Origin of the sequence: Longimicrobium sp. (genome assembly GCF_036399255.1) — a bacterium.
Classification (GTDB): Bacteria; Gemmatimonadota; Gemmatimonadetes; order Longimicrobiales; family Longimicrobiaceae; genus Longimicrobium.
This window is the reverse complement of the sequence record NZ_DASWNM010000151.1, coordinates 1-23,423: the sequence shown is the minus strand read 5'-3', so window position 1 is coordinate 23,423 and position 23,423 is coordinate 1. Positions and strand designations below refer to the sequence as shown.

Sequence of the window (23,423 nt, the reverse complement as noted above, 5' to 3'; positions counted from 1 at the left end):
TCGTGACCTGACCGGTGCACCGGACCCGCCGCAACGAATCCGCGCAGGCGGATTTTGCGCCTTTCCCGCGGCGAATTCATTCGCTCCGGCTGCGTGCGTCGGATTCCACGATCCGCCGATCCGCCTGGATCTGTCGTCTGATCCACCGATCCACCTGGATCCGCCGCCTGATCCGCCGATCCGTATCGGCCGCCGCGGCCGGGTGCGGCGATCCGGGGACGTGTCCGCCCATCGAATCCTATCAGTCATGGTCCCAATGACGCCGAACCGAGTTTTCGCGCTGCTGGCGCTGGCCCTGGCCGCCGCCCCCGCGCACCTGGGCGCGCAGGACGCGCAGCCGCGGCAGGGCGAGCCGCTTACGCTGCAGCAGGCGCTGCGCACCGCCGAAGAGAACAACCCGGCGTACCGCCGCGCGCTCACCGAGATCGGCACGGCCCAGGCCGACGTGCGGCGCGCGCGCGGGGCGTTTCTTCCCGAGCTCAGCCTTAGCATGGGGGTGGGCGGCAGCTACAGCCGCGCGCTCACCGGCACCGGCCAGTTCGGCGAGGTGGTGCGCCGCGAAGAGGCGCTGGAAAGCAACGGCAGCAACTCCACGCAGTCCATCTCGCTGAGCGGGCTGACCCTGTTCGACGGGGGGCAGCGGCGCCGCGACCTGCGCGCCGCCCGCGCCGGGCAGGGCTCCGTGGCCGCCCGCGTGGGCAGCGAAGAGATCCGCATGCGCGCCGACGTGGCCCGCCGCTACTGGGAATCGGTGCGCACCGACCGGGTGATCCGGCTGGAAGAGGAGCTGATGGCCTCCGCGCGCGACCGCCTGGTGCTGACGCAGGCGCTGGTGCGCGTGGGCGTGCGCGGCCCGCTGGACGTGCTGGGCGCGGAGGTGGCCGTGGCCGAGCAGGAGCAGGCGCTGGAGCGCGCCCGCGGCGAGGCCCGCAAGGCGCAGCTGGACCTGCGCCAGGCCATGGGCGTCATCCAGGGCGGCTGGCTGCGGCTCACGGACGAGCCGCCGGCCATGTTCGACCCCTCCACACTGAACACCGAGGCGCTGGTGGCCTCGTCGCTCTCCACGCACCCCCGCATCCAGCGGGTGGACCTGGTGGTGACGCAGTCGGACGAGCGCTACGGCGCCTCGCGCGCGGGGCGCCTGCCGCGGCTTTCCATGGGTGCCAGCGTGGGGCGCAACCAGCGCTACACCGACTACGCGGGGCTGGTGGGCATCAACCCGCTGGACCAGAGCGCCGGCCTCAACTTCAGCCTGTCGGTGCCGCTGTTCACCGGCTACCGCACCACCTACCAGATCCAGTCGGCCCGCGCGGCCACCGTGGCCGCGCGCGAGGACGCCCGGGGCGAGCGGCTGGCGCTGGAGCGCGAGGTGCGCGGGGCGCTGGTGGACCTGGACAACGCCTTCCGCGCGGCCCGCAACGCCGAGCGCACCCTGGGGCTGAACCGCCAGCGGCTGGAGCTGGCGCAGGAGCAGTACCGTGTGGGCGCGCTGACCCTGAACGACCTGACCGACGCCGTGGAGCGCGCCTCCCGCGCCGAGCGCGACGCGCTGCGCACCCGCTTCGAGTTTGCCGCCGCGCTGGCCACGCTCGAGGAGCGCGCCGGCGCCCCGGTCCGCCCGTGACCCTGGGCGTGCCTTGCATCGGCACGGCGGCGGCCCCGGCCGCCGCCGTGCCGCCGGCTCCCCGCACCACCCCTCCCGTCCGGTAGCCCGCCATGTCGCTCCCGCGCATCGCCATCGCCCGGCCGGTGGCCGTGGCCATGTTCTTCCTGGGCGTGGTGTTCCTGGGCGTGCTGTCGTTCGTGCGGCTGCCCATCGACCTGCTTCCCGACGTCGCCTACCCGCGGCTGGTGGTCTACACCACCGACCAGGGCGCCGCCCCCGCCGAGGTGGAGCGCTTCATCACCGAGCCGGTGGAGCAGGCCATCAGCACCGTCCCCGGGGTGCAGGGGGTGGAAAGCGTGACCCGCGAGGGCGCGTCGCTGGTCACGGCGCGCTTTGCGTGGGGCACCGACATGGAGTTCGCGGCGCTCAACGTCCGCGAAAAGCTCGACAACATCCGCGACCAGCTTCCCGACCTGGCCGGCCGCCCCGTGGTGCTGCGCACCGACCCGCGCAGCGAGCCCATCATGGCGCTGAGCGTGGCCGGCGGGCGCGACCTGCCGGGGCTCAAGGAGCTGTCGGAGCTGGTGTTCAAGCGCCGGCTGGAGCAGATCGACGGGGTGGCGCTGGCGCAGGTGGCCGGCGGGGTGGAGCGCGAGATCCACGTCGAGGTCGATCCCCGCCTGCTGGAAAGCTTCGGGCTGACGGTGCAGGACGTGTCGACGGCGCTCAAGGAGGCCAACGCCTCGGCGCCGGGCGGCACCATTCGCCGCGGGCGCTACCGCTATTCGCTGCGCACCCTGGGCGAGCTGCAGGGGACGGACGAGATCGGCGCGGTGCCGCTGCGCAAGGTGGGGTCGAAGCCCGACAGCAGCGGCGCGCAGGTGCTGATGCGCGACGTGGCGCGGGTGGAGGACGGCTTTCGCGAGCGCGAGTCCATCGCCCGCTACAACGGGCAGGAGTCGGTGGGGCTGATGGTGTTCAAGAACGCCGACGCCAACACCGTTCGCGTGGCCCGGCAGGTGGAGGAGACGCTGGCCCAGCTGCGGCGCGAGTACCCGGACGTGAAGGTGGAGGTGGCGATGAGCCAGGCCGGCTTCATCGCCGACGCGCTGAGCAACGTCGTCCAGGAAGTGATCCTGGGCGGCGTTCTGGCGTTCCTGGTGCTCTTCCTGTTCCTGCGCGAGGCGCGCTACCCGGTCGCCATCGCCCTGGCCATCCCCATCTCGCTCATCGCCACCTTCGCGATGATGCACGCGGCGGGCGTGTCGCTCAACATCCTTTCCCTGGGCGGCATGGCGCTGGGTGTGGGGCTGCTGATGGACAACTCCATCGTGGTGCTTGAAAACGTCTTCCGCCACCGCGAGCTGGGCCTGCGCGCCCGCATGGCGGCCGCCGTGGGCGCGGAAGAGGTGCAGCGCGCCATCACCGCCTCCACGCTGACCACCATCGCCGTCTTCGGCCCCATCGTCTACGTGGAGGGCGTGGCGGGCGAGCTGCTGGGCGCGCTGGCGCTCACCGTGGCCTTTTCGCTCCTCGCCTCCATCCTGGTCGCCATCACCCTGCTCCCCGCCCTGGCCGCGCGGTGGGAGGGAGAGACCAGGCGGACGGGGGAGACGGGGATCACCCGCGTCTTTGCGCCGGTGCTGGACGGGTTCGACCGCGGCTTCGCGCGCTTCACTCGGCTGTACGAGCGCACGCTGCACGCGTCGATGGCGCGGCGGGGGCGGACCATGGCGGTGGCGTTCGGGCTGCTGGCCATCGGCCTCCTGGTCGGCTTCTCGCTGGACCGCGGGGTGCTGCCCGAGGTGGACCAGGGGCAGTTCCGGCTGCGGATGGAGCTGCCGCAGGGAACGCCGCTGGAGCGTACGGCGGACGAGACGGCCCGGCTGGAGAAGCTGCTGGCCGCGGACCCCGCCGTGGCGGCGACCTTTACCCGCGTGGGGCGGCAGATCGCCGTGGCGGGGATGGACGACCGCGAGAGCGGGCTGAACACCGCGGTGGTGGACGTGCGGCTGAAGGACGGCGAGGCGACGGCGGCGGCGCTGGACCGGCTGGCGGCGGGGCTGCGGACCTTTCCCGCCGGCGCGGTGACGGTGGAGGCGGGGCAGGCGACGGCGCTGGGCAAGCTGCTGGGCGGCGGCGAGGCGGACCTGGCGGTGCGGGTGCGCGGCGAGAACCTGGAGCAGGCCATGGCCTACGCCACGGCGGCGCAGCGCCGGCTGGCGCGCGAGCCTTCGCTGCGCAACGTGCGGGTGGGGACGGAGATGGGGCAGCCGGAGATGCGGGTGGAGATCGACCGCGAGCGTGCGGCGGCCTTCGGGGTGGACCCGGCGAAGATCGCGTCGACGGTGCAGGACTACATGCAGGGGAACCCGGCCACGGAGCTGGTGGAGTTCGACCGCAAGGTGCCGATCGTGGTTCGCCTCCCCGAGGAGGCCCGCCGCAGCGCGCAGACGCTGGAGCAGCTGACGGTGGACGGCGTGCCCCTGCGCGAGCTGGTGCGCGTGTACGACGCGGCCGGCCCGTCGGAGATCCGCCGGGTGGACCAGTCGCGGGTGGTGACGGTGCACGCGGACGTGGGCAGCGGCGGCGTGGAGGGCGCGGTGTCGACGGTGCAGGCGGCGCTCTCCGCCACCCCCGCGCCGCACGGGCTGCGGGTGGAGATCGGCGGCGAGAACGAGGAGATGCGCAAGGGATTCCGCGACCTGGCCTTCGCCTTCCTCCTCGCCGTGCTCCTGGTCTACATGCTGCTGGCGGCGGAGTTCGAGTCGCTGCTGCTGCCCTTCATCGTCCTGCTGGCCGTCCCCCTGGCCGCGGTGGGCGCCACGCTGGCGCTATGGGTGACGGGGGCGGGGATCAACACCATGTCGCTGATCGGGATGGTGATATTGGTGGGGATCGTGGACAACGACGCGGTGGTGAAGGTTGACTTCATCAACCAGATGCGAAAACAGGGGATGGGACGCCGCGAGGCCATCTTCGCGGCGGGGCACGCGCGCATGCGGCCGATCGTGATGAACACCATCACCGCCATGCTGGGCCTGCTGCCGATGGCGCTGGCGATCGGCCCCGGGGCGGAGCTGCAGGCGCCGCTGGCCATCGCGGTCTTCGGCGGCCTGCTGTCGGCGACGGCGCTGACGCTGGTGGTGATTCCCGTTGCCTACGACCTGCTGGACGAGGCGGGCGAGCGCATCGCCGCCTTCTTCGGCCGCCCTGCCACACGTCCCGCGCCCGAGGTGCAGGTGCCCGCCGGGCTGGCGGCGGGGGACTGAGCCGGAATCCGCAAAAAGGAATGGCCTCACACGGAGTCAACGGAGTCAACGGAGTTTTCTCGTGCCGTTTCCTCGGACTTTCGGGCCGGGCCTTGTTCAAGTGAGCGGAGGCATGGCGCTCCGGCCGACGAGGCACGAGCCGGCGTGGGCGGTCGGGAACGGGAGAGGGGTGGAAGCGCGGCAGGGGGCCATGAGAATTTTTTTGGGGGAGGATGCGGGTCTCCGGATCATCTCCGGAGCGCGATGGATTTCGTCGATCGGACCCCCTGATGCGCGATCCCGCGAACCCTCCGCCGGCTCGGAGGCTGGGAGACGCCGGCAAGGGCGAATGAATTCGCTGCAACGACCACACGAGGTCCGCCTTCGCGGACAGGCGGCTCTTCGGCGTGAGCCAGGTGCCTGCCGCGTGGCGGGATCGAAGCAGCATCGAAGTTCAACCTCCCCCAGGGGTTCTGGGGGAGGTGGGCGAGTCATGCGAGCCCGGAGGGGGCGTGCCTCTCGCGCAGGACCCTCCGAAGCGGGATCGAATTCTCCCCTTTCTCCCGCTCCGCGGGGGAGAGGGGCCGGGGGAGAGGGGGCCTCTCGGGCGCCAGTTCGATGCCTTTCGCCGATCCTCCAGACCAGCGGCTCCGATCCGTCGGGCCGGCAGTGGCCTGCAAGGGCGAATGAATTCGCTGCAACGACCACACAAGGTCCGCCCTTCGCGGACAGGCGGCTCTTCGGCGTGGGGCAGGTGCCTGCCGCGTGGCGGGATCGAAGCAGCATCGCAGTTCAACCTCCCCCAGGGGTTCTGGGGGAGGTGGGCGAGTAATGCGAGCCCGGAGGGGGCGTGCTTCTCGCGCAGGCCCCTCCGAAGCGCGATCGAATTCTCCCCATCCGCACGTCTCATCCACCCGTGGCCGCGTCGGCCGATGCACACTGAACGCAGGACGCAGATCGTGAACTCCGCGCGATGATCCGCTTCTCCATCCGCCGTCCCGTCGCCGTCGCGATGCTGTACGCGGCGCTCGGCCTGCTGGGCGTGGCGTCGTGGCTCAACGTGCCCGTCGAGCTGCTGCCGGAGACGGAGCTGCCGCGGCTGCGCATTACCGCCACCTGGCCCGGCGCCTCGCCCGAGGTGACCGAGGCGTTCCTTACCTCGCCCATCGAGGCGGCGGTGCAGCAGGTGCGCGGGGTGGAAAAGGTGACCAGCACCTCGCAGGAGGGGCAGGGGCAGGTGGAGGTGGAGTTCGGGCGCGAGGTGGACATGGACTTCGCGCGGCTGGAGCTGAGCGAAAAGCTGGCGGCGCTGGACGAAAGCCTTCCCGAGGGCGCCATGCGCCCCACGGTGGAGCCGTACGTCCCGGAGGAGTTCGAGAGCCAGAGCCGCCCCTTCCTGCGCTACACGCTGACCGGCCCGCTGACCACCGAGGCGCTGCGCCAGGTGCTGAACGAGACCGTGGCGCCCGAGCTTCGGCAGGTGGACGGCGTGGCCGACGTGCAGGGGTGGGGCGGGCGCGACCGGGTGCTCGAGGTGGCGCTGGACGAGCGGCGCATCCTGGCGCTGGGGCTTACCCCCGACGTGGTGCGGCAGCGGGTGTCGGACCTGGAGGACGTGCGCGAGGCCGGGGTGGTGCGGCGCGCGGGGATGCTGTACACACTGGCCGTGCGCGAGACCGCCGGCTCGGCGGCGCGCATCCGCCGGCTGCCCCTGCTGACCGACAAGGGGCGCGTGGTGCGGCTGGAGGACGTGGCCGTGGTGCGCGATACCTACGAGGAGCCGCGCACCTTCTACCGCATCGACGGCCAGCCCGCCGTCAGCTTCGTGGTGGTCAAGGAGATCGGCACCAACGTGGTGCAGGTGGCCGACGCGGTAAAGGCGCGCGTGCGGCAGGTGGGGCGCGGGCTTCCCGGCGGCGCGCGGGTGATCCTGGACGACGACGAGAGCGAGGCGGTGCGCACCCAGCTGACGGACCTGCGCGGCCGCGCGCTGTCGTCGGCGCTCATCGTGTTCGTGGTGCTGTTCTTCTTTCTCCGCTCCTTCCGCTCCGCCGCCATCGTCTTCGGCAGCATCGCCTTCGCGGCGCTCATCACGCTGAACCTCATCTACTTCGGCGGCCTTACGCTGAACGTGCTGACGCTGATGGGGCTGGCGATGGGCTTCGGCCTCATCATCGACAACGCGGTGGTGGTGCTGGAAAACGTGTTCCGGCACGCCAGGACCGCCCCGGACGCCGAGGCCGCGGCGGAGCGGGGCGCGCGCGAGATGGTGCTCCCGGTGCTCGCCGCCACGCTGACCACCATCATCGTCTTCATCCCCTTCGTCTACCTGCAGGGCGAGCTGCGGCTGTTCTACGTGCCGCTGGCCATCGTCGTCGGCTTCACCAACCTGGCGTCGCTCCTCGTCACCTTTTCGTTCACCCCCGCGCTGGCCGGGCGGCTGCTGGGAAGCCGGGTAAAGCGGATCCGCGAGCGGGCGCACAGCGAGAGAATCCCCGTCTACCAGCGCCTGTACGCGGGGATGGTGGGTGCCACGCTGCGCCGCCCCTGGCTGGCGGTGGCAGTGTCGGTGCTGGCGCTGGCGGGGTCGGGGTACCTGTTCGAGAAGTACGTCACCCGCGGCACGGTGTGGCGGCCCTGGTACGAGGAGGACTCGTACATCCGCATCAGCTTCAGCCTGCCGCGCGGCGAGGAGCTGCAGCGCACGGACGAGCTGGTGCGGTACTTCGAGCAGCGGCTGTCGCGGATGCCGGAGGTGGCGCGGTTCACGACGGACGTGTATCCGCAGGCCGCGCAGATGAAGGTGGAGTTCCCCGACTCGCTGCAGGACACGGCGGTGCCGCTGTCGGTAAAGGAGCAGCTGGAGGCGTACAGCCACCAGTACGGCGGCGCGGAGGTGCGGGTGTTCGGCTACGGGCCGTCGTTCTACGGCGGCGGATCGTCGCCGCCCAACTACAGCATCCAGGTGCTGGGCTACAACTACGAGCGGGTGCGCGAGATCGCCGAGGACCTGGGGCGGCGGCTGCAGAACTTCTCCCGCATCCAGGACGTGGACACCAACTCGTCGGGCGCCTGGTACCAGCGCGACAAGGCCACCGAGGTGGTGCTGAACGTGGACCGCGCGGCGCTGGCGGCGCACGGCCTGTCGGCGCGCGAGGTGGTGGAGCGGGTGAGCGCGGCGGTGGGGCGCAACGGGGCGCGCGGCCGGCTGCGCGTGGCCGACGAGGAGGTGCGCTTCGCGGTGGCGCTGGACGGGCACCAGCGGCTGGACGTGCAGGAGCTGCAGAACCTGCTGATCCCCGGCCCCGCGGGCGGCTCGGTGCGGCTGGCGGACGTGGCGCGCGTGGGCGAGCGCGAGGTGCTGAACCAGATCGTGCGCGAGGACCAGCAGTACCAGCGCACGGTGAGCTACGAGTTTCGCGGCCCCAACAAGCTGGGCGACAAGGTGCACGAGGCGGTGATGCGCAGCACGCGCCTCCCCCCCGGCTACACGCTGGTGGGGCAGGAGGAGTGGAAGTGGTCCGACGACGAGCGGGCGCAGATCTACGGCGTGCTGGCCGTTTCGCTGGTGCTGGTGTTCATGGTGACGGCGGCGCTCTTCGAGTCGCTGCGCCAGCCGCTGTGCGTGCTGCTGACGGTGCCCATGGCGCTCATCGGCGTGTTCCTCACGTTTTTCTTTACCGGGGCCAGCTTTACGCGCGAGGCGTTCATCGGGGTGATCATGATGGGCGGGGTGGTCACCAACAACGCCACGCTGCTGGTGGACCACATCAACCACATGCGGCGCGAGGCGGGGCTCACCCTGCACGACGCGGTGCTGCGGGGCACATTGGAGCGGGTGCGGCCCATCCTGATGACCAGCGCGGTCACTATCCTGGGCTTGCTGCCGCTGGTGATCGCCAGCGAGGCCGCGGACGCCAACATCTGGAACGCGCTGGGCTACGCGCTGCTGGGCGGGCTGGCGAGCTCGACCGTCCTGGTCCTTACCGTGACCCCCGCGCTGTACCTGCTCTTCGAGCGCGGCCCCGATCGCAGGCGTGCTCCCGTTTCCGTTCCCGATGCGCCTGCGGAGACCGCATAGCTTTACTGCGCGGGGGTACAGAGGAACAGAGAAAAGAACAGAGGAGCAGAGGACAACGGGCGTCCTCTGCTCCTCTGGTTTTTGTCTGTTCCTCTGTACCCCAACCTTTTGGAAGATCAGCGGATAAACGATTGCGTCCGAAGCGGCATCATACGCCTACTTCGGTGACGCCGGCCTGGTACTGGGCCAGCAGGCGGTCCAGGCGCGGGCGCGAGACGCCCAGGATGCGCGCCGCCCGGCTCTTGTTGCCGCCGGTGTGGGCAAGCACCCGCTCCACGTGCCGCCGCTGCGCCTGCGCCAGCGTGCCGATCTCGTCGGTCGCGGGCTCGGAGGCGCGCTCGGCGGCGTGCGATTCCTGGAAAACGAAGTGTTCCGGGCTCAGCGCGGGGCCGTGGGCCAGCACGGCGGCGCGGGTGATGGCGTTCTCGAGTTCGCGCACGTTGCCCGGCCACGGCTGCTCCTGCAGCAGCTGCATCACCCGCGGGGGGATGATGTGCACGTCCTTGCCCAGCTCGCGCGCGCTGCGGGCCAGCAGGTGCTCGGCGAGGATGGGGATGTCTTCCCTGCGCTCGCGCAGGGGCGGCAGGTTGACCTCCACCACCCGCAGGCGAAAGTACAGGTCTTCGCGGAACTGCCCCTGGCGGATGAGCTCCTCGATGGGGCGGTGCGTGGCCGCGATGACCCGCGCCTGCGTCTTGCGCGGCCGCTCGCTGCCTACGGGATAGAACTCGCGGGCCTGCAGCACCCGCAGCAGCTTGGCCTGGAACGAGAGCGTGGTGTCGCCGATCTCGTCCAGGAAGATGGTGCCCGTTCCCGCCAGCTCGAACTTGCCCTTGCGGTCGCCCATGGCGCCGGTGAACGCGCCCTTCACGTGGCCGAACAATTCCGACTCCAGCAGCGACTCGGCCAGGGCGGTGCAGTTGATGGCCACGAACGGCTCGCCGCTCCACGGGGAGTAGTTGTGGATGGCGGACGCCACCAGCTCCTTGCCCGTTCCCGTCTCGCCGCGGATGAGCACCGGCGTGCGCGACGACGCCAGCATGCCGATGAGCTTGTAGATCTCGATCATCTGCGGCGAGCGCCCCACCCCGGCGTCCAGCCGGTCGGGCGGTGCGGGGGCGCCGGGCGGGGCGGCGCCCACGCGGCGGCGGGCGGCGCGGTCGCGCAGGCAGCGGTTCACCACCAGCTCCAGCTGCTCCACGTCCACCGGCTTGACCAGGTAGTCGTAGGCGCCGCTGCGGATGGCGCCGATGGTGGTGCGCATATCCTCGTAGCCGGTGATGACGATCACGTCCACCTCCGGCATCCCCCGGTTCACCGCGTCCAGCAGCTCCAGGCCGCTCATCCCCCCCATCTGCACGTCGGTCAGCACCACGTCGGGGCGGTACTCGTGCAGCATCCCCAGCGCCTCCTCGGCGCTGGCGGCGGTGCGCACCTCGAAGCCGGAGCGCAGAAAGTGGAACTCCAGGGCCACCAGGATGGCCGGGTCGTCGTCCACCAGAAGAAGCTTTCGGCTCACGGGCGCGGAGGGGGCTCAGGGATGTTCGAAGGGGATCGCGGGCGCCGTCCGGCCACTCCGTGCGGCGCAAGGCCCGATCCGGCGGTGCCGGCGGAAGCTTTTTCCAGACACCGGGCGGAGTTTTTCGCCTCCGCCGCACGTGCGGACGGCGGCACCGGCGCAACGCGGCGTTGCACTCTGCAACGAATTGTTGCACCTTCCTCCCGCTGGCGGAAGAGGGAAGGTCAGGATGCATCCCGCCGGGGACCCGCGCGGCGCCGTCCGTTCCGTTCAGAGACGGATTCCGTTCTTCAGCCGGAGCGCCGCTCCGCCCCGGCGCCCTCTCTCGATTTCGCCGTCCGTCTCCGGCGCGCCGGCCGGGTGCAGGGACCGCGGAGCCGCCCCGGGGGTGGGACGGCTCGCGCGGCGGCGGGTCAGTTGGTCTTGCACCAGGGCGGCGGCGGCCCGCCGGACCCGCCCGTCTCCTCCTGGTTGGGCGGGGGCGTGTAGAACTGGCAGCAGCCGTTGGCGCAGGCCATCCACCCGTAGGTGCCGCCAGGACCCTCTCCGTCGTCGTCCCGGCCCTTGCCCTTGCCCTTGCCCTTTTCCGCGCCCGGGCCGGCCGGCTCTTCCGGGCGCCACTGCGCGGCCGGCGCGGTGTTGACGTGGCCGTCCTGGCAGTAGAAGAACTTCCAGCTCCTGGCCGGCGCGTGCCGGGTGGCCGTCCCGTGGCGGTACACCAGGGTGGCGTGGTGCGAGGCGCCGGGGGTGCCGCGCGAGAACATGAAGATGGTGTCGCCCGCGGGAATGGTTTTGAACCCGCCCTGCTCGGGGAACGTGTCCAGCAGCACCATCATCCCGGCGATGCGCTGCTCGGGGACGTTCTGCGGGGTGATGCAGTACGTGCTGTTGGCGGACTGCAGCCGCACGCCCACCCCCTTGCAGCCGGGGCACAGCGGCACGGTGTCTACCGCCACGTTCTGCGGGGTGGTGGGAAAGGTGACGTCGTTGGTGTTGATCCAGGTGACCAGGTCCTGCCACGAGCCGGTGAGCAGCGCCGGCGGCGGAACCGGCGGCGGCGTGCAGGTGCTGTCCGCGGCCGCCACCCGGGCGCTCGGCGGCGCCGCCCGCGCCGAATCGGCCCCGGCTGCCTCATCGCCGCCGCCGTTCTCGCCTCCGCCGCAGGCGGACAGCGCCAGGGCCAGCAGCATCGCGGGCAGGCGGCCCGGCATCCAGCATCGCGTACGCAGTGGGTCTCGCATCGTGGTTCCCTCCCTTTCGGGGGTGGTGGAATGGGGCTCCGCCAGGAAGCGCGCGGGCCGCGGGCCGGCGCACCGGGGAGTGCGCGGGAACGCCGCGCAACCTACACCGGGTGCCGAACAAAACAAACTGTTTCAATCTGCTACGCAGCCGGGTGCAACGCCACGGATTGCCGCGTGCGAAGCCGGGGTGCGTGGACCTGACCGCCTAAGACACTTGACGACGTTTTCCGATTTCCTGGCACGGGGGGCGCTTGCGTCCCCGCCGTGTCGCGTACAGTATGGGGCTGCCCGCTCAACCTTGTTTCCCCTTCTCGTCAACCCGCCCGCCGCGTGCCGATGTTCGTGCTGAAAGTGCTGGGGGGTGCCGCGCTGGAGCGCGGCGGGGTGCCGGTGTCGGGCCGCGCCGTGCACCGCCGCCGGCTGGCGCTGCTGGCCCTGCTGGCGGCGGCGCGGGGGCGCATGGTGCGGCGCGAGCGGCTGATCGGCTACCTGTGGCCCGACCACCCGGGCGACGCCGCCCGCCACCTCCTCTCCGAGTCGCTGTACATCCTGCGCAAGACGGTGGGCGAAGACACCTTCGTCTCCGCCGGCGACGAGCTGGCGCTGGACCCGGCGGTGGTGCGCAGCGACCTGGCGGACTTCTGGGCGGCGCTGGACGCGGACGATCCCGAGGCGGCCGTGGCGCTGTACGCCGGCCCGTTCCTGGACGGCTTCTACGTGGCCGACGCGCCCGAGTTCGAGCGCTGGACGGAGGAAGAGCGCGACCGGCTGGCCCGGGCGTACGCGCGGGCGCTGGAGCAGCTGGCCGAGGCGCGCGAGGCCGAGGGCGACCCGCGCGGCGCGGCGGAGTGGTGGAAGCGGCTGGCCCGGCACGACCCGTTCAGCTCGCGCATCGCCCTGCGCACCATGCAGGCGCTGGAGGCCGGGGGCGAGCGCGCGGCGGCCATCCGCCACGCGGCCAGCCACGCGGGGCTCATGCGCGCGGAGATGGAGGCGGAGCCCGACGCCGCGGTGGAGGAGCTGGCGCGCCGCCTCCGCGAGTCGCCCCGCCCGGCGGATCCGCCCCCCGCCGTCGTCCCTGCGGCCTCCGCGCCCGCGTCCGCCGCGCCCGCCGCGTCCGCGACAGCGGTGGAGGCGGTGACGGCGGTGGAGGCTCCGCCAGCCCCCGCGCCGGCCCCCGCCGTCCGCGCGTTGGAGCCGGAGGCACAGGCGCAGGCGGTTGCGGCCCCGCGGACGGAGTCGCGGACGGAGCCGGAGGCGCGGCCGTTCGCCGCGCCCGTCCGGCGGTGGCTGGCGCCGGGGCTGGCCCTGGCGGCGGCGCTGGCGGCGTTCGCCGTGGCGATGCTGGGCGGGCGGGAGCGGGTGAGCGCGGCGGGGCTGGACGCGTCCGTGTACATCGTGCTCCCCTTTGCCCAGCGCGGGCCGGCCGCCGTGACGCCCGACCAGGCGGAGCTGCTGCTGCACGACGCGCTGTCGCGGTGGACGGACCTGCGGCTGGTGGACGCCCAGCGCGCCCGCGACCTGCTGGCCCGCAACGGCCCCCCCGAGAACCTGCGCGAGGCGCGCGGCATTGCCCGCGAGGCGGGCGCCGGAAAGCTGATATGGGGCGAGATCACGCCGCTGGGCGACAGCATCCTGGTGCGCGGCGCGCTGTACGACCTCACCCGCAGCGGCGACCCGCAGACGCGCACCATTCGCGTGGGGCGCGACCTGCGGGGCGTGTCCGCGAGCTTCGGCGCGCTGGCCTCGGCGCTGCTGGGGCGCAGCGGGGGCGACGTGGGCGGCGCCACGGGCACCACGTCGCTCGCCGCGTGGCAGGCGTACGGCCGCGGGCGCCTGGCGATGTCGCAGTGGGCGCTGGGGCTGGCGCGTACGGAGCTGGCGCGCGCGGTGGCGCTGGATCCCGGCTACGCGGCGGCGCACCTGTGGCTGGCGCAGGCCATTGCCTGGGACGGCGCGTGGAGCGAGTCGGAGTGGGGCGAGAACGCGGCCCGCGCCCTGGCCGACAGCGCCCGGCTCTCCGCGCGCGAGCGGGCGCTGGCCGGCGCGCTGGTGGCGCTGGGGGAGCAGCGCTACCCCGACGCCTGCCAGCTGTACGAGGGGCTCATCGCCCGCGACAGCAGCGACTTCGCGGCGTGGTTCGGCCTGGGCGAGTGCCACCGGCGGGACCAGGTGGTGCTGCCGGACCCGTCCAGCCCGTCGGGGTGGCGGTTCCGCAGCAGCTACCACCGCGGGGTGCAGGCGTACAGCCGCGCCCTGCGGGCCGTTCCCAGCTCGCACCTGGCGTTCCGGGGCGCGGGGTTCGCCCGGCTGACGGAGCTGCTGCGCACCAACGAGGCGGTGCTGCGCCCGGGGGTCGCCGGCAGCGGGGCCACCGCGGTGCGCTTCGCCTCGTATCCGTCGCTGGCGGGCGACACGCTGGCGTTCGTCCCCTGGACCATGGAAGACGTGGCCAGCGTGCGCAAGGAAACGGTGCCGGCCACCCGCCGCGCGGCCACGGGGCGCAACCGCCAGGTGCTGCGCACCATCCTGGTGGACTGGGCGCGGGCCTTTCCCCAGAGCGCCGACGCGCACGAGGCGCTGACGTGGGGGCTGGAGGGGCTGGGCGAGGTGCGCGACGTGGCGCAGGGGCAGCCCTCCGCGTTCTCCGAGCTGGCCCGGGCCCGCGCGCTGGCGCGCGACCCGGAGCAGCGGCTGCGGCTGAACATCGGCCAGATCCGCCTGTACGTGCGCGTGGGCGAGTTTCCCAGGGCGCGGGCGCTGGCCGACAGCACGCTGCGGCTGTGGCGCACGCCCGGACGGCGCGAGGCACGGGCGCTGGCGCCGCTGGCCATGCTGACGGGGCGCGTGGAGCAGGCGCGGGCGCTGGCCCGCGCGGCCGCGCCCGAGGCACAGTTCTTTTCGCCGCGCGGGCAGCTGGTGCAGGTCCCCGTCCCCCTTGCGCAGGCGCACGCGGACGCGGTGCTCTTTGCCGCGCTTGGGCTGCACGCCGAGGCGGCGGAGGCCGAGACGGCGCTGCTGCGGCTGGCCGAGGCGTGGATCGAGCCGGCGTCGCGCGACCCGGTGCACACGGCGCTGCTGAACGGGCCGCGGCGGATGTCGTTTCCCCAGAACGTGGCGCGGGTGCGGCGGCTTCCGCTGCGGGAGCCGGACTTCGTGGTCGAGATGCAGCAGATGCTGGCCGCCGGCGACGCGGCGGGGGCCCGCGCGCGGCTGGCGGCGCTTTCCGAGGGCCGCGGCGCGCGCCGGCCGGGCGACCTTACGCTGGACTTCGCCTTTCCCGAGGCGGAATTGTACCTGGCGCTGGGCGACACGGCCCGGGCGCTCCAGGAGCTGGACCGGTCGTTGATGGCGCTCGAGGCGCTCCCCATCAGCGTGCTGGACCGGGTGGAGGAGACCGCGGGGCTGCTGCGCGCCATGCACCTGCGCGCCGAGCTGGCCGCCGCCCGCGGCGACGCCCGCACGGCCGCGCGCTGGCGGGGCGCGCTCGCCACCCTCTGGTCCGGCGGCGACGCGCGCCTGCGCCGCACCCTGCGCTGACGCCTCGCCGGCTTTCGCTTGCTCGATCGAAGGGCCCGCCGGAGACTCTCCGGCGGGCCTCTTTGCGTTTCCGCCATCATGGATGGATGGACCTCGTCCCTGACAAAACCTGCCATTCTGAGGGAGGCGCCGCGCAGTACTTTCCGTTCGCCCGGGAGCGTGGCGCCGACCGAAGAATCTCCATCTGGGCGGCGGGATCTGTCCGTCACGTGGGGTTCCCGGGCGGTGCCCGGGACAGGGCCCCGCGCGAGGGGCGGGAGATTCTTCGGTCGCGCCGGCCGGCTCAGCGGTGTTCCCGAAAAACCGGGGCGGGCGCTCCCTCAGAATGACAGGTGTTTCCTCCGACCTGGAGTAACGGAGGACCGGCTCCCCGCTGGCTCCGCCGGCTCCGGGTGAGGGCCCAGCGGTCGGGGGCAGGGGAGGATGAGAAGCGAACCGCTACGGGCCGGTGTCCGGATCTGGGGACACTTGCCCGCGGTCACCGATCACCTCAGGCGATCAACCTGTCCGATGCCCCTGTGGAGGGTGAGTCGAACATGTTCATCTATTTTGCAAGTTGTAGTTTTGCAACGGGTTGATTGGTTGAGAGGGAGATTGATGGAATAAGAGGATTGCGTTGAGCGCCCACGCGTAGCTTTGGCCCAGGATCGCAACCGGGACCCACCCTGCCCACCCCGACCGGGGAGGGGACACCCGGAAGCGGTCGAGACGAGTCCCCCGAGACCCGCTGGACCGAGGCAAACCGAAATGCGCACGACCCGCCGTCCCCGCCACCTCCGCCGCGTCGCCGCCGCCCCCGTCACCGGCAGCCTGCTCCCCCTCGCCATCCGCGACGCCCTGCACGCCCGCCGGGAACTGTTCCTCCTGGCGCACCAGGCGCCGAACGCCGCACCGGTGGAGGCCGCCCCGCGCTGGACTCGGCTCGCCGCCGACCCGGTGCTGCGCCGCGTGCTGGACGCCCGCCACCCCCAGCCCACCGCGCCGGCCGCGGCCGCCGTGGCGTGGCGCCGCGGCGAGGACCGCCACACGGCGCTGGAGGAGTTCGGGACCGAGTCCGAGCGGCTTCGGCTGGCGGAGCGGGAGGCGCGGCTGCGGGTGGAGGCGCTGGAGCGGCGCGCCCGGCTCTCGGCGTCCGTCGGCGCGCTGCTGGAGGTGGCGCCGGAGGAGCTGGCGGAAAGCACCTCGGCCGTCCTTTCGCGCCTGGTCTGCCTGCTGGTGCCCGCCCTGGCCGACTTTGCGCGCATCGACCTGCTGCGCGAGGACGGCGCGCTGGAGCTGGGCGCCGTGGTGCACACCGGCCCGGCCCGGCGCGACGGATGGGTGCCGGACGGCGCCCCCGCGCTGGCTGTCCGCGTCGCCCGCGGTGGCGCGTTGATGGTGTGGGACCGCGTGGACGGGGACGATGCGGCCGGGCTGCCGCAGGACGTGCGCCGCGCCGCCTGCCTGCCGCTGCGGGCCCGCGGGCGGACGCTGGGCGTGCTGACGCTGGCCGCCGGCGCCCGCGGGCTGAGCGAGGACGACGTGCAGCTGGCGGCGGACGTGGCCCGCGGCACCGCGGTGGCGCTGGACAACGCGCGGCGGTTCGTGGAGGTGCAGGCCGAGGCGCGCCGCGGGGTGCAGGCGCTGGCGGCGGTGTCGCACGAGATGCGCAGCCCGCTGCAGGTCATCTCCATCTCCAGCGGCGCCCTGCTGCGCGCTTGGCCGGCGGACGCGGCGCTCCTTCCCGAGCGGCGGCAGATCGCCCTGATCGCCCAGTCGGCGGACCGCATGCGGCGGCTGGCGGCGGACCTGCTGGACGTGGCGCAGATGGACGCCGGCCGCTTCGCCGTGGCGCCGGAGCCGGTGTGCACGGGGGTGCTGCTGAAGGGCGCGGCGGAGGCCAACGCCGCCATCGCCGGGGAAAAAGGGGTGACGCTGTCCGTCTCTTCTTTTACGCCGCTCGCCACGCTGGCGGACGAGCAGCGGGTGCAGCAGGTGTTCGCCAACCTGATCGGCAACGCGGTGCGCTACACGCCCGCGGGCGGCGCCATCACCCTCTCGGCCGAAGCGGCGGACGGCGAAGTGCGCTTCTCGGTGACGGACACGGGCCCCGGCATCGCGCCGGAGAACCTGCCCCGCGTGTTCGAGCGCTTCTGGCGCGGCGACCGCTGCCGGGGCTGCGCGGGGCTGGGGCTGGCCATCAGCCGCGCCATCGTCGAGGCCCACGGCGGCACCCTTTCCGTCGACAGCCGCCGCGGCCAGGGCACCACGTTCACCTTTACGCTTCCCACCGCCGACGCCTGAAGGCTCACGGCCACCCTCCTGAATCCCGCAGTTCGCCCCACTCCGCAGGTTCCCCCGCCCGGCGCCGAGTCCTTTCTCGGCGCCGGGCTCTCTTATACCGAATCCGGCTAAACACTCAGTAATCAGCAACCGATTGCCTCATGCTCATACCAGATCCTGAAAAAGAAATAATCGTACAGAGGAACAGAGTCAGACAGAGGAACAAGATCATATTTCAACTCGCTTTCTCTGTCTGACTCTGTTCCTCTGTACGATCATTCTTTTTCAGAATCTGGAATGAGGATGAGAACAGTGGCGGAGGCAAATCCTAAAGGGGACGCGGACGATCTCTCATCCGCGTCCCCTTTCTTTTCCTCCACGTCCTTCGCCTGAGCCAGGATCAGCCGCCGGTGCGTGCGCCCGTGGGGCCGGTGTTGTCCTTCTGCGCGGAATCCGCGGCGGCGCCCTGGCCCGGCTCCGCGGAGGGCGGCCCGCCCCCGCCGTCGTCGCGGCCGCACGCGGAGGCCGCCAGCAACACGACGATCATCAGCATCTTCTTCGTCATCCCTCAGTCTCCCTCTTTCATGCCAAAAACGGTGTGGTGCACTTTGGCGTAGGCCGAGTACGCCGCCACCACCCGCGACGACGTGCCCCGCGCCCCCACGCGCCCCGCCCGCAGCGCCGCCAGGAACGACGCGCGGTCGGGCGCGAAGGCCGGCACCTCCACGTACGCCGTGCCGATCTCCCCCACCGTGTGCGCGTCGCTCCCCGCGCCCAGCGGAATGCCGCGCTCGCGCGCCCACGCCTCGCCGCGCTCGTTGACGCCCGGGCCCCAGGTACGCGCGTTGTGTGCCTCGACCACGTCCACCAGGTCCTCGATGGCGCGCAGGTGCTGCTCGCCGCCGCCGCGCCGCCGCACGTCGAACGGGTGCGGCACGTACACCACGCCCCCCTGCGCCCGGATCATCTCCGCCGCCCGGCGGATGGGCGTGCCGCGGGGAATGCGCTCCGTGAGGAAGATGCCGATGAGGTCCGGCCCCTCGGCCGTGCGCACCTCTTCGCCGGCGATCACGCGGTCCGGCGCCGTCTCGCGCATCCGCAGCGCCAGGTCCAGCTGGTCGTGGTCCGCCACCACGATCCACCGCAGGCCGATGGCGTCCATCCCCCGCAGGATGGCGTCGGGCGTGTTGAGCGAATCGTACGAGGCGCGGGTGTGGACGTGCATGTCCACGCGCACCAGCGGCTCAGCCACCGCCGCCGGCCCGGCGCTCCAGCTGCCGCCACACGTCGCGGGCGGCGTCCTGCAGGTCGCCCAGCGTTCCCGCGTTGCGGATGACCACGTCGGCGCGGGCTTTCTTGAGCTCCGAAGGCATCTGCGTCGCGATCATCCGCCGCGCCTCGTCCTCGTCCAGCCCGCGGTCGGCCACGATGCGCGCCAGCCGCACCTCTTCGGGCGCGTCCACCAGCACCACCACGTCGAACTCGTCGGCCATCCCCACCTCGAACAGCAGGGGGATGTCGGCCACCACGATCTTCTCGCCGCGCGCCTGCGCCTGGCGAAAGTGCTCGTCGCGCAGCGCGGCCACGGCGGGGTGCACGATCGCCTCCAGCCGCGCCCGCGCGTCGGGGTCGGCAAAGACGATCTGCCGCAGCGCCGCCCGGTCCAGCGCGCCGCCCTCCTCCAGCACCCACGGGCCCCACTCGCGGGCGATGGCGTCGTGCGCGGGCGTGCCGGGCTCCACGGCCCGGCGCGAGAGCTCGTCCGCATCCACCACGGTGGCGCCCATGGAGCGCCACACGCCGGCCACCGCGGACTTGCCCGCGGCGATGTTCCCCGTCAGCCCCACCTTGAGCATCGATGATCCAGAACTGTGTGTTGGGCGTATGCGCCGCCGCTATTTTCCGGGCGCGACCATGCTGGTCTTGGAGACCAGGTCGTCCTCGTTGCCGCGCAGGCGGTCGGGCCCCGCGGAGCCCACGTAGTACGAGCGTTTGGTGGCGGCCAGGTAGAACGGCTCGTTCCACGGGTCCACCGCCGCGTCGGCGCCGTCGCGCTGGGCCAGGAACGCGTTGAAGTGGCGCGGGGTGGGAAGGGGGGTGCCCTGCGCCCGCTCGCGCTCCAGCACGCGGTAGATCTCGTTGACGCGGTTCTTGGCCTCCCACCGGTAGATGGGGTTCAGCACGAACTCGATCTGCGGGCGCGCGCGCTCCCGCAGCGGCCGAATGGTGAGCACCGCGACCAGCGACAGCGCCAGCAGCCAGAAGATCCGCGACATTCAGCTCTCCCCCGTCCAGGCTTTGCCCCGCGCGGGCCGCTCGCCGTCCGCGCCTAGAAAGAACCGCGCCGCGCCGCCGTCCGCTTCCGCGACGGACGCGCGGCCCGCCGCCACCAGCCGGTCCAGGTGCGCCAGCGTTTCGCGCAGGGCCAGCATGCGCGTGGGCGCCGGCTGCTCGCGCCCGGGGTAGCGCGCGGCCACCACCTGCCAGCAGGTGCGCGGCTCGGCCCGCAGCAGCGAGCGCACCGTCTCGGTTTCCGCGTCCGCCGCCGCACGCAGCTCGCGAATGCGCTGCACCCCGTCCGCCGGCGGCTCGCCGTGGCCGGGAAGGACGAGCGAGGGACGGAGCGCTTCCAGCCGCCCCAGCGCCGCCGCGTAGTCGCCCACCGGGTCGGTGCGCTGGCGGTTCACGCCCAGCGTGGGGGTGATGCGCGGCAGCACGGCGTCGCCCGCGATCAGCACGCGGTCCGCCGGGCGAAAGAGCGACACGTGCCCCGCCGTGTGCCCCGGCGTCCAGGCGAAGCGCCAGCCGTCGGCGCCGGGGACCTCGCCCTCCTCGCCGTCCAGCATCCCGTCGATCTCCACCGCGGGCGCCAGCGACTCGGCCCGGCGGCGCATCTCCTCGACCGTGCGCACCATCTCGTCGGGCGCGCCGCAGCGGCGCAGCAGGCCGGCACGGTAGTCCGCTTCGTCGTCCGGGTGGGCGGCGGCGTGCGCCATCCGCTCGGCGTCCAGCCGCCCCATCCACACGGCCGCGCCGGACTCGCGCTTCACCCGCGCCGCCAGTCCCACGTGGTCCATGTGCATGTGGGTCACCACCAGGATGGAGACGCGCTCCCATCCGCCCGCGGCGGCGCGGACGCCGGCGTCCAGCGCGGCCCACGCCTCGCCGGTGTTCAGCCCGCCGTCCACCAGCATCCACCGTCCCCCGCCGATGGCCGCCAGGTACGCGTTCACCTGCGGCGGGCGCCCCTGCATGGGGGTGGAGATGCGATGAACGTCCTCCGTAGCGGCGGTGTGCACCGGGAGATTCGCGTCGGTGTGTGGGTCCGGAAGGGAGCGGTTGTCCCGCAAGATAGGGTGCGGACAGGCGATTGGGGTAGAGCGGCGGTTTGGCGGGGCAGAAATGCCGTGCCGGAAAGAAGCGTTTGGCGGGTCGATGGAGGACGTGCGAGGCCCGGCCGTGGCGGCCGGGCCCCCGGCGAAATCACGCCGCCGCGCAGTCGCAGAGGGAGAGCAGGCAGGTGAGGTTGCCGCAGTGCGTCCAGCCGCTGTGCGCCATCACGGTGCCCCGCTCGTCCGCCTCTGCCGCCGTGCCGAACGTCTCCACCTTCAGCATCTCCAGGTCCAGCTTGAGCTTCTGCATGGGATTACGATCCTCCCGGCCGGGTTGAAAGGGAACATCCGAAGCCAGGAAGGCGCCGCGAGCATCGTGCCATGCTTCGCGGATGGCGCCGGTTTGTGCCGACCCGCAAGTGCGCGCGCCGTTCAGAAACCTGGATGATCCTCACGCGAAGGAAGCAGAGTACACCAGCGCGGTACGCTGCTTCCTCCGCGTGCGAACGACTTTCTTTTCCGGCGCCGCGTCAGATGAGGCAGCGGCAGCAGCCGGGGTTCATGGACTCGCAGGTGCCGATCCCGCTGGCGCAATACTGTCCACACTGCGTCTTCGAGGGGCAGTAGCCTACGTACACCTGGTCCTGCCCGTCGCAGGCGGACCTCGGTGCCGCAGACACCTGCGTGGCGCCGAATCCGAGTGCCGCCGCGATCGGCAGCGCGAGCATCAGGCGACGAATCCAGTTCCAGTTCTGCATGGGAGCCTCCGTGGAAAGTGAAAGGGGCCGCCGTCCCCCAGGGGAGCGGCCGGGCAAAATCAAAGTACGATAGCTCTGCACGCCTTTCAAGACAAAAGAAATCCTGATGCAGTGCGCTGTTCCCCGGGCCGGGGGAGCGGCTTTCCCTAAAAGCGGCAGTTGCAGCAGCCGTTCAGGCACGCACCCACGCCGCCGGCGCAGTACGCGCCGCAGTCACGCGTCGGACCGGGGCAGGTGCCGAGGTAAACCTGTCCCTCGCCGTCGCAGTCCAGCCTGGACGTGGACGAGGCGGCCGCCTGCGACGCCCCGAAGCCCAGTGATCCCAGCACCGCCGCCCCGAACACCAGCGTACGAACCGTCCGCAGCACGTTTTGCATGGCAGGTCTCCGCGTGGAATGATGCGAGGCCGGCGGGCAAGGGCGCGCCGACACATCCGCAGGGATGCTTCAGAAGCCGGAAGATGCAAGAAATCCGCCTTGTTAGGCGTGAAAGGATGGTAATTCCGACTCGCATCTCCGCGTTCCAAGGTGCTGCCGCGATCAACCGCGCATCGTATCTTCATCGCCTGGTATCTGATCCTCCTGCCGTCCGCTGCCTCTTGATCTCTCACGAACCGTTCTCCGCCGCGCCCCGGGACCGGCGCCCGCTGCGGGCCCTGGCGCTGTACCTGATGGCCGTCTTCATCGGCGGCCCGCTACTGGCGCCGTGGCTGTACCACGGCATCCAGGCGCTGGCGCAGTCCGTTCCCGCGCTGGAGACGGCGGCACGGATGCCGTTTGCGCGGTACGTGAACCGCGGGCTGCTGATCGTGGCGCTGCTGGGGCTCCCCTTCTTCGTGCGCGGCGCGGGCGTGCGGCGCTGGGCGGACGTGGGGATTGCGCCGGGCTTCATCCGCTGGCGGCGGTTCGGGGCCGCGTTCGCGCTCGGCTTCCTCTCCCTGGCGGCGGTGTGCGCCATCACGCTGATGGCCGGCGGGCGGCTGCTGAAGCCGCGTACGCCGGGGGAGCTGGCGGGCCAGTTCCTGGGGGTGCTGGCCACGGCGCTGATCGTGGCGGTGATCGAGGAGCTGCTCTTTCGCGGCGCCATGTTCGGCATGCTGCGGCGGGCCATGCGCTGGCCCGCCGCGCTGGCGGCCAGCAGCGCCGTGTACGCCATCACCCACTTCATGGCGCGCCCCGAGAACCCGGCGGAGGTGGGCTGGCTTTCCGGCCTGCGCGTGCTGCCCACCATGCTGGCGGGGATGACGGAGCTGCGGACGCTGTTTCCCGCGCTCCCCAGCCTGGCGCTGGCCGGGGTGATCCTGGGGCTGGCCTACCAGTGGACGGGCGACCTGTCCGCCTCCATCGGCATCCACGCGGGGTGGATCTTCTGGCTCAAGTTCTACGGCTTCGCCACCCGCCGCGCGCCGGACGTGGACCCCTGGTTCTGGGGATCGGGGAAGCTGGTGGACGGCTGGCTGGCCTTTGCCGCGCTGGTGGTGGTGCTGTCGCTGCTGGTGATGACGGCCAGGCGGCGCCGCGTTCTGGGTGGCGCGTCATGGACTGTCTGAGCGGATGGATGTGGACGGCCGAGGAGGATGACTGCTGTAGATCGACCCCCCTCCCCCTCAACGGAGCCCGCCGCGCTCCGGAGCCGGAGGACGTGCTCTCGGTAGCAGCTCCCTTGCTCAGTGACGCTGGCGAATTATCTTTCGGTAGGCGCAATTGGGTGCTCTCCTGCCTGGAGGTGGAGTTGGCTCGAACGCGAATCGAAAGCAGCGATCCCTGCCCGTTCTGCAGCGGACGCTCGGTACGGAAGAACGGGAGCAGCCGGGGCCACGCGCGCCTGCACTGC

Annotated in this window: 16 protein-coding genes; 6 read left to right on the top strand and 10 right to left on the bottom strand. The window is 72.2% G+C overall.

Annotation, left to right across the window (positions count from 1 at the left end; all coding sequences use genetic code 11):
* Positions 1-256 precede the first annotated feature (256 nt).
* The 3 genes from VGC13_RS28755 (at position 257) to VGC13_RS28745 (ending at position 8,938) form a co-directional block, all read left to right on the top strand.
* Complete coding sequence (locus VGC13_RS28755) at positions 257-1,624, top strand: TolC family protein (RefSeq protein ID WP_331128778.1); 1,368 nt, start codon at positions 257-259, stop codon at positions 1,622-1,624.
* A 92-nt stretch (positions 1,625-1,716) separates the two neighbouring features.
* Complete coding sequence (locus VGC13_RS28750; RefSeq protein ID WP_331128777.1) at positions 1,717-4,878, top strand: efflux RND transporter permease subunit; 3,162 nt, start codon at positions 1,717-1,719, stop codon at positions 4,876-4,878.
* A gap of 952 nt (positions 4,879-5,830) precedes the next feature.
* Positions 5,831-8,938 carry an efflux RND transporter permease subunit gene (locus tag VGC13_RS28745; protein WP_331128776.1) on the top strand — a complete coding sequence of 1,036 codons (3,108 nt, stop codon included), beginning with the start codon at positions 5,831-5,833 and terminating at the stop codon, positions 8,936-8,938.
* A 148-nt stretch (positions 8,939-9,086) separates the two neighbouring features.
* Here VGC13_RS28745 and VGC13_RS28740 read toward each other — a convergent pair whose 3' ends face one another.
* On the bottom strand, positions 9,087-10,457 hold the full coding sequence (locus tag VGC13_RS28740; RefSeq protein WP_331128775.1) for a sigma-54 dependent transcriptional regulator: 1,371 nt from the start codon (positions 10,455-10,457) through the stop codon (positions 9,087-9,089).
* Positions 10,458-10,870: 413 nt separating this feature from the next.
* Positions 10,871-11,668 (bottom strand): hypothetical protein, encoded by a 798-nt coding sequence (locus tag VGC13_RS28735; protein ID WP_331128774.1) that lies wholly within the window; start codon positions 11,666-11,668, stop codon positions 10,871-10,873.
* Between the two features lie 366 nt (positions 11,669-12,034).
* Between VGC13_RS28735 and VGC13_RS28730 the strand changes: the two genes are divergently transcribed.
* Positions 12,035-15,238, top strand: coding sequence for a BTAD domain-containing putative transcriptional regulator (locus VGC13_RS28730; RefSeq protein WP_331128773.1), 3,204 nt, complete (start codon positions 12,035-12,037; stop codon positions 15,236-15,238).
* 747 nt (positions 15,239-15,985) lie between these two features.
* Complete coding sequence (locus VGC13_RS28725) at positions 15,986-17,521, top strand: GAF domain-containing sensor histidine kinase (protein WP_331128772.1); 1,536 nt, start codon at positions 15,986-15,988, stop codon at positions 17,519-17,521.
* Positions 17,522-17,900: 379 nt separating this feature from the next.
* On the opposite strand, the gene VGC13_RS28720 is transcribed toward VGC13_RS28725, so the two are convergent.
* The 8 genes from VGC13_RS28720 to VGC13_RS28685 form a co-directional block, all read right to left on the bottom strand.
* Positions 17,901-18,065 carry a hypothetical protein gene (locus VGC13_RS28720; protein WP_331128771.1) on the bottom strand — a complete coding sequence of 55 codons (165 nt, stop codon included), beginning with the start codon at positions 18,063-18,065 and terminating at the stop codon, positions 17,901-17,903.
* 3 nt (positions 18,066-18,068) lie between these two features.
* Positions 18,069-18,752, bottom strand: a complete 684-nt coding sequence (locus VGC13_RS28715; protein WP_331128770.1) for a PHP domain-containing protein — start codon at positions 18,750-18,752, stop codon at positions 18,069-18,071.
* Positions 18,745-19,356, bottom strand: coding sequence for a dephospho-CoA kinase (gene coaE, locus VGC13_RS28710; RefSeq protein ID WP_331128769.1), 612 nt, complete (start codon positions 19,354-19,356; stop codon positions 18,745-18,747). The genes VGC13_RS28715 and coaE overlap by 8 nt, the downstream gene beginning before the upstream one ends.
* A gap of 39 nt (positions 19,357-19,395) precedes the next feature.
* The gene (locus tag VGC13_RS28705; protein WP_331128768.1) at positions 19,396-19,776 is read right to left on the bottom strand and encodes a hypothetical protein; all 381 of its coding nucleotides are present in this window, start codon (positions 19,774-19,776) and stop codon (positions 19,396-19,398) included.
* Positions 19,777-20,799, bottom strand: a complete 1,023-nt coding sequence (locus tag VGC13_RS28700; RefSeq protein ID WP_331128767.1) for an MBL fold metallo-hydrolase — start codon at positions 20,797-20,799, stop codon at positions 19,777-19,779.
* Between the two features lie 184 nt (positions 20,800-20,983).
* Positions 20,984-21,142 carry a hypothetical protein gene (locus VGC13_RS28695; protein WP_331128766.1) on the bottom strand — a complete coding sequence of 53 codons (159 nt, stop codon included), beginning with the start codon at positions 21,140-21,142 and terminating at the stop codon, positions 20,984-20,986.
* A 220-nt stretch (positions 21,143-21,362) separates the two neighbouring features.
* On the bottom strand, positions 21,363-21,590 hold the full coding sequence (locus VGC13_RS28690) for a hypothetical protein (RefSeq protein ID WP_331128765.1): 228 nt from the start codon (positions 21,588-21,590) through the stop codon (positions 21,363-21,365).
* A gap of 146 nt (positions 21,591-21,736) precedes the next feature.
* Entirely contained in the window at positions 21,737-21,967 is a 231-nt protein-coding gene (locus tag VGC13_RS28685) for a hypothetical protein (protein ID WP_331128764.1), read from the bottom strand.
* 221 nt (positions 21,968-22,188) lie between these two features.
* Here VGC13_RS28685 and VGC13_RS28680 point away from each other — a divergent pair, with 221 nt between their 5' ends.
* Entirely contained in the window at positions 22,189-23,139 is a 951-nt protein-coding gene (locus VGC13_RS28680; RefSeq protein ID WP_331128763.1) for a CPBP family intramembrane glutamic endopeptidase, read from the top strand.
* The last annotated feature ends 284 nt before the right edge of the window (positions 23,140-23,423 follow it).